We start from the raw sequence: 12,330 nt of genomic DNA on the forward strand, positions 1-12,330 counted from the left end.
CATCAGGCCGACAAAGAGGACACTATTGGAAGAGTATTTTGGAAATGAACTTGTAAAAAAGTTCGAGGAAATGATGGAAAACAATGACGAATTCTACTTCGATACCGAAGAGCTGGAAGACATTATTGTTTATTATTTGGAGCTTGGTGATTTTAATTACGCAGATATGGCGGTTAATTATGGGCTTAAGCTTCACCCTAATTCGTTGGATATTAAGATCAAAAGACTTGAGATCCTTCTGGAGTGGGAAGAGTATAATACGGCGAAAGAACTTATTGACGAACTGAAAGGCGCTTCTATGGAGAATACAGACTTTTTGGTTTGCTACGCCAAGTATTATTCGAACTTAGGAAATCCCAGAAAATCCATTGAAATCTGCAAAAAAGCTTTGACATTAGAGGAAGAAGAAAACTTTCTCCACAACTTTATTGCGGATGAATATGTGAATCTCGGAGATCCTTTTAACGCTCTTAAGCATTACAGGAAAGCACTGAAAGAAGATCCGGCGGATGAATATGCGCTGGAAAACTGTATGGTATGCTTCAGTGACCTGAATAAGAGTGAGGAGGCAATTGCCTTTCTTAATGAATATTTAGATGAATTCCCTTATTCTGAAACCGCCTGGTTTGAATACGGACAATTCTATTTCAACAGAAAAAATTATGATGAAGCGATAAGAGGGTATGATTATTTATTGGCAATCAACTCCAATTCAGTAGGAGTATATGCCAATAAAGCAGCCTGTTATGAAGCTTTGGGACAATACCAGAAGGCAATCGACACTTATGAAGAAATGCTGGAGCTGGAATATACAAAAGCATTTACCTTCTATAAGATCGGATTATGCAACAAGGCTTTAAAACAACCTATCCTGGCTTTGAATGCATTCCAGAAATCATTGAGAGAAGACCCTCAGTTTTATCTTGCCATGATGGAACAGTCTTATCTTTATGAAGAAATGGGCGGAATGTCCGAAGCATTGCATTTTGCCAAAGAAGCTACCCAGCTGAATGAAAACAACCTTGATTATCAGAAGAGACTGGCGTTTTTATTCATCGATTCCGGGAAGTTTGAAGAAAGCCTCTCATGTCTTAAAAAGCTGGTAGATGCAGAGCCTTCAAGGTTTTACAACTGGTATGCCTATTCAGAAGTTTTGATGTTGGTAGGAGAATATGAAGATGCGGTGACGGTTTTGAATAAAGCTATTAAAAGGCATCACAGGGCTGAACTGTTTTATCAGTTAAGCAACTGTTATTTCAATCTGAAAGAGCAGGATAAAGGAATGGAATCACTTCAGAAAGCACTGGATCTTGATCCGTCTTTGGTTAAGGATATGCAGAAAAAATATCCTTTCATTAAAGATGAAGTAAAAAAGGTTAAGGCCGGTAAAGTGAAGAAAAAGAACTAGATTTATCTGAAAAATAACAAAAAACCTGCAAAACTGCAGGTTTTTTTATTGATAATTATATTCGTAAAAAAACTTATCTGGTGTACTGCTGTTAGGGTTTCCGTTCGCGTCAAGAGACTGTCTGCTTTCTTCAGATGGATAACCGGCAGTATTAAAAGTTGTTGTATACTTATGCTGAGTTGTTCCGGTGGCTGTTCCCCCTCCGGCTGTGGAGCTGGTAAACTCTCCCTTATAACTGCTTAAGCTGTTTTTTATATTCGAAAATAACATGCTGACACCATCACTGCTCTCATTTCCATTGAATATGATCTTATCAAAACCTTTCACATTTTTAAAAGGATAATTTTTATCCGTGTAAGTATAGGTTTCTTTTTCTGTATAATTAACTGTATTTCCATTTACGGTTCCTGTCCCTGAACCTAGACTGCTTACCATATTTCCGTTGCTGTAGGTAAACACGCTGTTGATGGTCGAAGAACCGGCAGTTCCCGAATTCGTCTGTCTTTTTACATTGATTTCTGTATTACTGGTGTAGGTGTAGGTAAATGAAACAGTGTTTTGTAATGTTCCGGTAGTGGAATATTCCTTAATGACTGCTGACGACATGCGCCCACTGGAATAGCTATACTCAACAGTACTTTCAAGAACATTATTTTCGTAATTTTTGATACCTGTAATGTAATCGTCAGTATAGGAAAACTCCACTCTCTGACCATGGTTAATGTTATTGATCATGCTGATGATCTTCGTTCCGTTGTAATTGACTTTCATGACAATACCATCTATTGTCATTTTAGTAGGAAGTATCACATTCTGAGCCGAAGGGTCGCTGTTGTCAAAAGAGATGTTGTCTGAATCAGAACAGGATAGGGTAAACAAGGCTATGGAGCCATAAAGTAGAAGTTTTTTCATAGCTATAAGTTAAATCGGCCCAAATATAATTTAATTTATAACATCATATTACTTTTTAGGATTTGTTCTTAAAAATATCAGTCCGCCTATGATGATTCCTGCTCCTGTAAATTGTAAATAAGTCAGCTGTTCGCCATCAATAATCCCCCAGATAATGGCTACAATGGGCATTACCAAAGTTACAGTTGAAGCAAAAAGAGGGCTGGAAACTTTCAGTAAACGGTAATTCATCATCATCGCCAGGCCCGTTCCGAAAATAGATAAAAGACTGACGAACATCAGCCCCAGCAGATTATCCTTCGAAAAACTGAATTCAGAAAAAAAACCTGTACATGTCAATGCAATAATAGAAGGAAATATCAAAACAAACGAGAAAACAAAAGCAGACAAAACAGTGGAGGAGACTTCCATAAGTTTTGATTTTACAGTTGTTGTACTCAGGGCGTAGCATAAAGTAGCTAATAAAAGCAGAAGAATCGGAATCATTTTAAACTCTCCGCTGTCATCACCTCCAAATGCAAGGATACAGACCCCTGTGAAGCTTATTAACGTTCCGATGATCTGTTTTTTGGTTGTTTCAAACTTCCACACCAGTGCGCCGACAATGATCACGAAAATAGGCATCATGGAATTGATAATCCCTGCAATGCTGCTGCTAATCTCAGTTTCAGCAATCGGAAACAGGAACATTGGAATGAAATTTCCGGTAAAAGCTGCCAGAATCAACCATTTCAGATGTTTTTTAGGGAAAAGCTTATAATTGGAAATGGCAACCGGAAGTAAAATGATCCCGGCAATAAGCACTCGCAAAGACCCTACCTGAAAAGGATTGAAATGTTCCAGTGATTTTTTGATTAAAATAAAGGATGATCCCCAGATAATACTCAGGACAATCAGAAGAACCCATTTTTCTTTATCTGCGTTCATTATTTTCGTGTAAGATTTTTAGAAATTCTTTTTTAGGAATCATTTTTGCCCCTAAGCTTTCAAGGTGCTCTGTATGGGATTGACAGTCAATCAATTCAATTGTATTTTTGTTACTTTCTACAAAATGGATAAACCCGGCTTTGGAAGCATTGCTCACCTTGGCAAACATACTTTCTCCACAGAACACATTCCCGATCTGCAATCCGTAAAAACCTCCTACAAGCGCCCCATCCTGCCATACTTCCACGCTTCTGGCCAGCCCATACTCATGAAGCTGGATAAAAGAATCCATCAGCTCATCGGAAAGCCATGTACCTGACTGTCCCTTCCGGGTTGCCTGCTGGCAGTTTCTGATCACCTCCCTGAAATTCTTATTCTCAGAAAAAGTAAAAACATTCCTGTTCAGGATTTTTCTCATAGATTTTGAAACCCTCAATTCTGCAGGAATTAGCACGAATCTTGGATCCGGACACCACCAAAGAATCTCCTCTCCGGGATTGTACCAGGGAAAAATCCCCAATTGATAGGCAAACCAAATACGTTCTACGGAGAGGTCACCTCCAAAGGCAATCACTCCCTCATGACCGTCATACAGTTCAGGGTCTGGAAATGAAATCTCGTTCTCGTCTAATCGGACCATTTTTAGAAAAAAATCCCACTTCAAAAAGCAGGATTTATATTGATCTTTATTCTTTAATTAAAAAGGCAAATCATCATCGTCATCACCAGCAAACGGATTCTCATTTGAAACTGGAGAAGCAGATTGCTGAGGCATTGCCTGAGTAGGTTCTGAAGCATTATCAAATACTTTCTCTACTCTCCATCCTGTAATAGAGTTGAAATATTTAGTCTCACCCTGAGGAGAAACCCATTCTCTACCTCTGATGTTGATTCCTACTTTTACATTTTCTCCTTCCTTAAGGTTATCTAATAAACTGATTTTATCAGATAAAAATTCTATGTTTATCGGCTGTGGATACTGTTCCTGGGTCAAAATAACCATTTCTCTTTTTTGAAACCCGCTCGCAAATGTTTGAGCATCAAAAAGTTTCTTTACCGTTCCTTGTAATTCCATATCGTAAATATTAACGTTGTAAAAGTAAGAAAATGAAATGTAATAAAAGGTGCCGTGAAAAAAAAATGTGGAAATTTTAATTTTTTTTCCTGAAAAGTTTGGTACTAAAGGAAATTGTCCTATATTTGCACTCACAAAAACGAAGCAAGCTCTTTAAAACTTACAATATAAAAAACCAGCGGATGTGGTGTAATTGGTAGCCACGCCAGACTTAGGATCTGGTGCCGTGAGGCGTGGGGGTTCGAGTCCCTTCATCCGCACTATGCGAAAATAGCTCAGCTGGTAGAGCACAACCTTGCCAAGGTTGGGGTCGCGGGTTCGAATCCCGTTTTTCGCTCCACACCATGCCCTGGTGGTGGAACTGGTAGACACGCAGGACTTAAAATCCTGTGTCCGCAAGGACGTACGGGTTCAAGTCCCGTCTGGGGTACAAGACCCTCTGTAATATCTTACGGAGGGTTTTTTGTTTTAATAGAGAGTGTTCTTTAAATAAAATTTTTATATTTGTAAGAAATATAGCCTGAATCTGTAAATTCAGATCAGCAAACCAGCGGATGTGGTGTAATTGGTAGCCACGCCAGACTTAGGATCTGGTGCCGTGAGGCGTGGGGGTTCGAGTCCCTTCATCCGCACTATGCGAAAAACTCTTTGGAGTTACCGGAAGATTGGAACTTTTGTTCGAATCTTTTTTTCGCCCTTCACCATGCCCTGGTGGTGGAACTGGTAGACACGCAGGACTTAAAATCCTGTGTCCGCAAGGACGTACGGGTTCAAGTCCCGTCTGGGGTACAAGCCCTCCGTATGAAAGTACGGAGGGTTTTTCTGTTTTATAATCTTCAAACTTTTTGCAAAGTCCATAAGCTGATGCTTTCTCAGTTGTTGAGCAGATCCGTTTTCTTTTCCAGTTTTTCCAGTCTTTCAAAAATGCTTGTGAAAATATTTTTCTCAGCAGTTGAAACATACCCTACAATCTTATAATATTCCTGATTGTTTATAGACTGATGATCAGTTGCATACTGAAGATTTTTGTTGGTGTACACCAGCAAATTGTTAATGGAGTCCGTTTTCGGATCTGTTTTATTCAGAAATAAAATATCACCGGATTGATATTGAGGAAGTGGAGGTTTTTCAGAAGTAAATTCATAAACGAGATCAACCGATGCTAATATTTTTTGCCATATTGAAGTGTAAAGAGGGTCTTTCTCTGTTTCTACGCTGCTTTGCATCATTAATTCAGGAAAAAGTATATGTTGATCAGTATCAGAAACACTTTTCAGCTGTTTTTCCCGGACAGGTTCAGTCAGCAGTTGATTAAGGGTAAGATTAAAATGATCGGCAACCTTTAGTATAGTTTCAATTTTAGGTTCTGCACGCCCTTCTTCATAAGAACTTATCACACCCCTGTTGAGACCGAACAGATCGGCGAAAGCCTTTTGGCTCAATCCTTTAACCTGTCTTATTTTCTTAATATTAGTTCCGAAAAAGCTCATCCTGTCCAAAATTTTTTGCAAATATAAAAATGCAAAACACCTTATGCTAAATATATTTGCATGAATGCTGTTTCGGATAGAATCAAATTGTTCTGAAAAAGGAAGATAAAGTTCCTTTAAAAAATCTGTACCCATAATATTGTATAGTTCTGTATCTGTATCCAAACTTAAATACTCCATAATTTTGTTTGGCTAAAGAAGAAAATATGGAAACAATGGTTCAACATCAGAAACAGTTTCAATATGTTGAAGCTTATATATCAGACATGCTGGTGCTGAAAAATATTTTTCTGGAAACACAGCATCTGAAGATCGCAGATAAGAATTTCGGACTTCCTTTTCTTTTGGCTAAGAATGGAGGGGAAGTAGTTGCTTTTGCCAGTCTCATCGTAAATGAAAAGAATGAAATTTCCTTTAAAATATATGATAAAAGAAAAATGACTGATGCTGAAAAGCGGAACTTCTTTTCCTGTGCAGAAAGATATTTTAAAAATAATAATACACCTAACTTCAAGGATCCGGAACAATTAAAAAGCAGTATCAGCAGTATGATCAGCTGGCTTAATCCTTAATAAAGATGGGAAAAATTGTACATTTACTTAAAACCCTGATTCTATGTCCAAAGATGTTCTGTACCTTAAAATAGCCAATTCTGTCACAGAGCAGATCAAGAGCGAAACCCTGCAGTTTGGAGACAGACTGCCTTCGCTGAGAAGCGCCCAAAAGCTATATAATGTAAGCCTGAATACGATAAAACAGGCCTATATGGAGCTTGAAAGCCGTTCTCTGGTAGAATCACGGCCTAAATATGGGTATTATGTAAGCCAGTCTTCCCAACGGAAACTGGCCCTGCCTTCTGTAGCTCAGATGAAACATTCAGAAGGGGAGAATACGCCTCAGGATCTTTTTGACAAGGTATTCGGAACTATTGCCGGTACGGATGTCACACAGTTTGCGTTGGGAATTCCTGGGAAGAGCCTTCTCCCGGTAGCCAAGATGAAGAAATGTATGATTGATGTGGTAAAGAGGAAAAGTGACAGCGGTGTCCATTACGAATCAGTGCAGGGCAGCGAGCAGCTTCGGCGTGAAATTGCCAAATGGTCAATTGTGATGGAGGGAAAATCACAGAAGATGATCTGGTGATTACTTCAGGGGCGATGAATGGAGTTTATCACGGTCTGATGGCGGTTACGAAACCGGGAGATTGTGTAGCGGTAGAAAGCCCGGTATATTTTGGAATCCTGCAGGCTATCCATCTGTTGGGGCTCAAGGCTGTGGAAATTCCAACCCATCCTATTACAGGGGTTGATCTGGATGCTCTAAAAAAAGTGCTTCCAAAGCTTTCCGCCTGTTGTTTTGTGGTGAATTACAATAATCCGTTAGGGTTCCAGATGCCCGATGAACATAAAAAGGAACTGGTGAAAATGCTTACTGAACAAAATGTGCCCCTTATTGAAGATGATGTCTACGGAAACATCTATTTCGGGGCAGGAAGACCAAAGCCCTGCAAATTTTATGATGAAGCCGGAATTGTGATGTGGGTGGGATCGGTTTCCAAGACCCTTGCTCCCGGTTTCAGGACAGGATGGGTGGCCCCGGGAAAATTTAAAGAAAAAATTATCCGTCAGAAGCTGGTTCAGACGGTTTCCAGCCCGTCGCTATTCTCAGATGTAATTGCGGATTTTCTGGCCCATGGAAGGTATGACCATCATTTGAGAATGTTCCGGAAAAAGCTGTATGCCAATTATCTTCAGATCCAGAAATCGGTAGCCGAATACTTCCCTGACAATACTAAAATCTCAGAACCCAAAGGAGGCTTTATGCTGTGGCTGGAACTGGACAAAAGAATTTGTACCGAAGACCTTTATGATGTGGCTTTTGAGCAGAAAATAAACTTTGCTCCGGGAAGAATGTTTTCACAATATAATCAGTACCAGAACTGCATGCGGCTGAATTACGCTTTGGAATGGACCGACAGAGTGGAAAGCGATCTTGAGAAGCTGGGTAAAATGATAAAAAACAGAATTTAATAAACATTACAGCGATGAATGATAACAATAATGAAGTAAAAATCGTAGCGTATAAACCTGAATATAAAGAAGCTTTCAAAGCTTTAAATGAAGAATGGATTAAAACATTCTTTGTCATGGAAGCCGGTGATTATAAACTGCTGGACAATCCTGAAGAGCATATTTTGAATAAAGGAGGACATATTGTTTTTGCTTTGTTAAATGATGAGCCTGTAGGAACCTGCGCATTAGTAAAAACCCAGGATTATCCCCTTACTTTTGAGCTGTCAAAGATGGCGGTGAGTCCAAAGGCCCAAGGGAAAAGCTTGGGTATCTGCTGGGAAAAACTTTGGTGGAAAAAGCGGGAGAATTACATGCAGAAAAAGTCTTTTTAGTAACGAATTCTATACTTGTTCCGGCAATTAAACTCTATGAAAAACTGGGCTTTATCCATACTCCTGTTAGCAATGCCGGATATGATCGTGCAGATGTTCAAATGGAGCTGGTTTTTAACAGATAAGCCATTGTTTCTTGATAAAATATTGATTTTAAAGCAATTAATGGTAAGGAGTTCTCATTTTAGGTGAAAATTTCCGGTTGTACCTTTTTGTCTATCCGAGGAAAATTTCCCTATTTTTGTAAAACTCCTTATTTCATTTATGAAAAAAATTATTCTTATCGAAGACGAGACCAGTGTAGTCTCTTTCATTAAAAAAGGACTTCAGGAAAACGGATATGAAATTTCTGTAGCTTTTGACGGCCGTACAGGAGTGCAGCTGGTGCAGGCAAACGATTTTGACCTGGTCATTTTAGACATCATGCTTCCGGAAATGAACGGACTGGATGTGTGTAAAGAGATAAGAAAAACCAATCAGAGTGTTCCTATTCTGTTTCTGACCGCTTTGGGGACTTCTGAAAATATAGTTCTGGGGCTGGAAAGCGGCGGAGATGACTATCTGGTAAAACCTTTCAAATTTATTGAGCTGGTAGCGCGCGTGAAGTCTTTGCTGAGGAGAAGCAACAACAACGGTCCACAGGAAACCGCTGAACCGGAGCCGGATAACGAACATGTATTTCAGTTTTCGGATCTGACAGTGAATGATTATACGAAGAAAGTAACACGCGGAGGCGAAGAGATTTCACTTACTTCCACAGAATATAAATTACTGCTGTATTTTTTAAATAACCCTGAAAAAGTAATTTCCAGAGCTGAGATTCTTGATGCGGTATGGGGAGTAAACTATGAGCTGGGCACCAATGTAGTGGATGTGTACGTCAACTATTTAAGAAAAAAGCTGGACAATCAGGAAGATAATAAACTGATTCATACCGTGATAGGAATGGGCTATGTATTGAAAAAAGCATAATGAATGTTTAATAAAGTCATTACAAATCAAACCAAAACGATGGTGCTTTTAATGTTGGTTTTTACAGCCATCATTTTGCTGTTCAGTGGTTTGGTGTACTTTTCTATCGTCAATTTTTCACATCAGCGATTCTATGAGCTGCTGAAAATCAGGACAGCAACCATTGTCCAGATTGAAAAAGTAAAGATCATCTCGATCTTCCGGAAAATTATATTCTCAACAGCCTGAATGATGAGGAGCTTCCGATGGAAAAAGACTATGTTTTTGCGGTTCCCACCGATTCCAATTTCAAAAAATATCCCAGGAAGTTCATATTCCGGACTATTTCTTTAAAAATATCATTAAAGAAGGTGAATCCAATTATAATGACAAAGAATTTTACTATATCGGGCAGAGTTTCAGGTATGATGATAAGGATTATATAGCGATAGCTTCTGCAAAAAATCACTATGTTGTCTATTATCTCGGGTTTCTGAAAAGAACACTGATTACGTGTATCGTACTTTCCCTGTTCTTCAGTATGATCTTTTCTTTTTATCTGTCTAAAACCTTATTCAGACCTATCTTAAAAATCACAGGAAAGGTAAAGGAAATAAGTTCTGAAAATCTTCATTTAAGACTGGAATCACAACCTGATAATAAAGAGCTTAATGAGCTGGTAGATACCTTCAATGATATGCTCAACCGTATTGAAACTTCCTTTGAAACCCAAAATCACCTCATTGGAAATGTTTCCCACGAGCTGAGAACACCTCTTACTTCTATTATGGGAGAAGCAGATGTTGCGCTATCGATCAGCAGAACAGCCGATGAATACAAAGAAACCCTCGGAATTATTCTGGACGAAGCCGAAAAGCTCGATAAAAAGATCAAAGCTTTGCTAATGATTGCCCAAACCGGATTCGACGGAAAGATCCAGAAAATGGATAAGGTAAGAATTGATCAGCTGCTTTGGGACGTTATTGAAACCCTGCGAAGAATTGATTCCAGAAATAATATCTATCTGGACATCAGCATGCTTCCTGATAATCCGAAAAAACTGAAGGTCCAGGGAAACGAGCAGCTATTACATCTTGCAGTAGCTAATATCATCAGCAATGGCTGTAAATATTCTAATTTCCAGCAGGTTAAAGTTTCTTTGGGAGCCACCAATACCGATGTTTATATCATTGTAAAAGACAATGGTATCGGAATCCCTGAGGAAGAAATGAATAAAATCTATGATCCGTTCTTCAGAGCATCCAATACGAACAACTACGAAGGTTACGGCATCGGGCTTCCGCTGGCCAGAAATATTGTGAGAATGCATCACGGCGAACTGATCGTTAGTTCACACGAAAATCAGGGAACAACCGTACAGATGCGCTTCCCGAATTTCTATAGTATGCAGAAAGAAGAAGAAGTTAAAGGGTAAGCCGGAAACAATAGTAAAATCGCAAACGGCAAATTTGCGAAAGGCTCTTTTATCTTTTTGCTATTTCACTTTTTCGCCATATTAACTCCTCTTAACAATTTTCTAATCTCATTTTAATCTCTTTAATCACATTTTAATTCCGTTCCAAAGATCTTCTAATACCATCGTTCTAGTTTTGTATCATCAAAAAGATAAACACAATACAAAATAATAAAGAACATGGCTAAAACAATTTTAATTGCAACAGATTATTCTCTTGAGTCATTGAATATATTGAAAAAGGTACTTAAAGAGAAAGATGCAGCAGAAGATCAGAACCGGTATAATATTCTTCTGACTTCAGGATATGATTCCGGAGATTCTATCAGGGAACTTTTATTCAGCACCAAAACATCGGTTTTCAATAAAATAAGGCCGAAAGAGTTCTGCGATGCCTATGGAATCATCAGTAATAAATACCCCCATCTGATTAATAAAATCATCTGTGACATTTTTACAGGGAGCTTCCAGAGAACATTCAACCAATATGTAAAGGCTGAAAATATTGAAGAGGCTTATTATTCTCCATCTATAAGAAGCAAGGGGAATGGAAAATTTGACCTGATTCCTTACATCAGAAAATGCAAAGAGCTTCAGTCTCATGAAATTACCATTGAAGCAAGAGAAAGGCTCCCGGAAAGAGGCAGGCTGGCAGAGATCTTCGTAGAAGTCTAAAAGTAACAGTAAACACAATTTAAAAAAAATAAAAATGTTAAGAAATTATAGTAACAGCAGGACACTGGGAGACAATATCAGGTTGGGGACGCTGACTGCCTTCACCGCAGGTACTATAAATATTGCTTCCCTGTTGATATTTCTCTCTTTTACATCGAATGTAACGGGACACTATGCTATTCTGGCAGCAGAGATCAGTAAAGGGAACTGGACCCAGGTAGCTGTAGTGGGAGCATGGATCTTCCTGTTCTTCTTTGGAAGCTTTGTATCCAACTTTATTGTCATCAATTTTAATAAGAAAAGCAAATATTTTGCTCATGCCATGCCGATTGTGCTGGAAATCATATGCTTGCTTTTTGTAGGGGTATACGGGCAGTTTTATTATCAGAAAACCTTAGAGGAAACAGAATACCTGGTAGCACTGATGCTTTTTGCAACCGGACTGCAAAACGGTTTAACGGCAAGTATTTCTAATTTCTCTGTGAAAACCACCCACCTTACCGGAACAACCACCGACCTGGGAATCCTGGTATCAATGTTTACACAAAAAAAATACAGAAAAAACGGTGAGCTGATCGGCAGGGCTAAACTTCTGATGAGTATTATGCTTGCCTATGTCATGGGAGCTGTATTCTCGGGGCTTACCTATTACTATCTGGAATTCAGGGTGTTTTATGTGATCAGTATATGTCTGCTGATTGTGATCGGTTATGATGCCTATAAAATTCACATCCGTCACTTCAATACAAAATACAGATACAACAGGATCTACAGAAAGCCCAATATTTTTGCCTACCTGTATGAGAAAATCCATGGAGCTCCTAAAAAGAGAAGAAAAGAAAACTTGTCTTTGAGGATTAAAATATAAAAACACACTATTAATTTTTTGTGTAAACTAGCTGTAAGTGCCCTTATTTTATCATAGAATAGGGGCATTTTTCTTAAAAATTAACTTCAATATCTATAATTTGATTGTTTTTTGTCCTGTTTTTTATGGTTGTTCAAATAAAAATT

Annotated in this window: 15 protein-coding genes and 5 tRNA genes; 15 read left to right on the forward strand and 5 right to left on the reverse strand. The window is 38.6% G+C overall.

From position 1 onward, the window contains the following. The first annotated feature begins 25 nt into the window (after positions 1–25). On the forward strand, positions 26–1,408 hold the full coding sequence (locus tag OWR28_RS23935; protein WP_332388804.1) for a tetratricopeptide repeat protein: 1,383 nt from the start codon (positions 26–28) through the stop codon (positions 1,406–1,408). Between the two features lie 45 nt (positions 1,409–1,453). Here OWR28_RS23935 and OWR28_RS23940 read toward each other — a convergent pair whose 3' ends face one another. The 4 genes from OWR28_RS23940 to OWR28_RS23955 are packed head-to-tail and all read right to left on the reverse strand — an operon-like array spanning position 1,454 to position 4,322. Beyond that, on the reverse strand, positions 1,454–2,320 hold the full coding sequence (locus tag OWR28_RS23940) for a hypothetical protein (RefSeq protein WP_332388805.1): 867 nt from the start codon (positions 2,318–2,320) through the stop codon (positions 1,454–1,456). Positions 2,321–2,368: 48 nt separating this feature from the next. Continuing rightward, positions 2,369–3,247 (reverse strand): EamA family transporter, encoded by an 879-nt coding sequence (locus OWR28_RS23945; protein ID WP_332388806.1) that lies wholly within the window; start codon positions 3,245–3,247, stop codon positions 2,369–2,371. Next, the gene (gene aat, locus OWR28_RS23950; protein WP_332388807.1) at positions 3,234–3,887 is read right to left on the reverse strand and encodes a leucyl/phenylalanyl-tRNA--protein transferase; all 654 of its coding nucleotides are present in this window, start codon (positions 3,885–3,887) and stop codon (positions 3,234–3,236) included. The genes OWR28_RS23945 and aat overlap by 14 nt, the downstream gene beginning before the upstream one ends. A gap of 57 nt (positions 3,888–3,944) precedes the next feature. Continuing rightward, positions 3,945–4,322, reverse strand: a complete 378-nt coding sequence (locus OWR28_RS23955) for a DUF3127 domain-containing protein (RefSeq protein ID WP_041461994.1) — start codon at positions 4,320–4,322, stop codon at positions 3,945–3,947. Positions 4,323–4,500: 178 nt separating this feature from the next. Between OWR28_RS23955 and OWR28_RS23960 the strand changes: the two genes are divergently transcribed. The 5 genes from OWR28_RS23960 (at position 4,501) to OWR28_RS23980 (ending at position 5,111) form a co-directional block, all read left to right on the forward strand. Further along, positions 4,501–4,582 (forward strand) — tRNA-Leu (locus tag OWR28_RS23960). 4 nt (positions 4,583–4,586) lie between these two features. Next, positions 4,587–4,662, forward strand: a tRNA-Gly gene (locus OWR28_RS23965). Positions 4,663–4,668: 6 nt separating this feature from the next. Further along, positions 4,669–4,752, forward strand: a tRNA-Leu gene (locus tag OWR28_RS23970). 120 nt (positions 4,753–4,872) lie between these two features. Next, a tRNA-Leu gene (locus tag OWR28_RS23975) sits at positions 4,873–4,954 on the forward strand. Positions 4,955–5,027: 73 nt separating this feature from the next. Next, positions 5,028–5,111: transfer RNA gene (locus tag OWR28_RS23980), tRNA-Leu, on the forward strand. 83 nt (positions 5,112–5,194) lie between these two features. On the opposite strand, the gene OWR28_RS23985 is transcribed toward OWR28_RS23980, so the two are convergent. Next, positions 5,195–5,812, reverse strand: a complete 618-nt coding sequence (locus tag OWR28_RS23985; RefSeq protein WP_332388809.1) for a helix-turn-helix transcriptional regulator — start codon at positions 5,810–5,812, stop codon at positions 5,195–5,197. 206 nt (positions 5,813–6,018) lie between these two features. Between OWR28_RS23985 and OWR28_RS23990 the strand changes: the two genes are divergently transcribed. From OWR28_RS23990 to OWR28_RS24030, 9 genes are all read left to right on the forward strand, one after another. Further along, the gene (locus OWR28_RS23990; RefSeq protein ID WP_332388810.1) at positions 6,019–6,384 is read left to right on the forward strand and encodes a hypothetical protein; all 366 of its coding nucleotides are present in this window, start codon (positions 6,019–6,021) and stop codon (positions 6,382–6,384) included. A 43-nt stretch (positions 6,385–6,427) separates the two neighbouring features. Continuing rightward, the gene (locus OWR28_RS23995; protein ID WP_332388811.1) at positions 6,428–6,955 is read left to right on the forward strand and encodes a GntR family transcriptional regulator; all 528 of its coding nucleotides are present in this window, start codon (positions 6,428–6,430) and stop codon (positions 6,953–6,955) included. Beyond that, positions 6,910–7,842 carry a PLP-dependent aminotransferase family protein gene (locus OWR28_RS24000; RefSeq protein WP_332388812.1) on the forward strand — a complete coding sequence of 311 codons (933 nt, stop codon included), beginning with the start codon at positions 6,910–6,912 and terminating at the stop codon, positions 7,840–7,842. Before OWR28_RS23995 ends, OWR28_RS24000 begins: the two co-directional genes overlap by 46 nt. Positions 7,843–7,856: 14 nt before the next feature. Further along, positions 7,857–8,216 (forward strand): GNAT family N-acetyltransferase, encoded by a 360-nt coding sequence (locus tag OWR28_RS24005; RefSeq protein WP_332388813.1) that lies wholly within the window; start codon positions 7,857–7,859, stop codon positions 8,214–8,216. Between the two features lie 264 nt (positions 8,217–8,480). Further along, positions 8,481–9,188: a response regulator transcription factor gene (locus OWR28_RS24010; protein ID WP_332388814.1), complete on the forward strand. Its 708-nt coding sequence runs from the start codon at positions 8,481–8,483 to the stop codon at positions 9,186–9,188. Between the two features lie 3 nt (positions 9,189–9,191). Next, a complete protein-coding gene (locus OWR28_RS24015) occupies positions 9,192–9,416 on the forward strand; it encodes a hypothetical protein (RefSeq protein WP_332388815.1) in 225 nt (74 codons plus the stop codon). Positions 9,417–9,708: 292 nt separating this feature from the next. Beyond that, positions 9,709–10,602 carry a HAMP domain-containing sensor histidine kinase gene (locus tag OWR28_RS24020; RefSeq protein WP_332388816.1) on the forward strand — a complete coding sequence of 298 codons (894 nt, stop codon included), beginning with the start codon at positions 9,709–9,711 and terminating at the stop codon, positions 10,600–10,602. A gap of 219 nt (positions 10,603–10,821) precedes the next feature. Further along, positions 10,822–11,316 (forward strand): hypothetical protein, encoded by a 495-nt coding sequence (locus OWR28_RS24025; protein WP_332388817.1) that lies wholly within the window; start codon positions 10,822–10,824, stop codon positions 11,314–11,316. A gap of 34 nt (positions 11,317–11,350) precedes the next feature. Beyond that, entirely contained in the window at positions 11,351–12,184 is an 834-nt protein-coding gene (locus tag OWR28_RS24030) for a YoaK family protein (protein ID WP_332388818.1), read from the forward strand. Positions 12,185–12,330 lie beyond the last annotated feature (146 nt).

Source organism: Chryseobacterium sp. 1B4, from assembly GCF_036631475.1.
GTDB lineage: Bacteria > Bacteroidota > Bacteroidia > Flavobacteriales > Weeksellaceae > Chryseobacterium.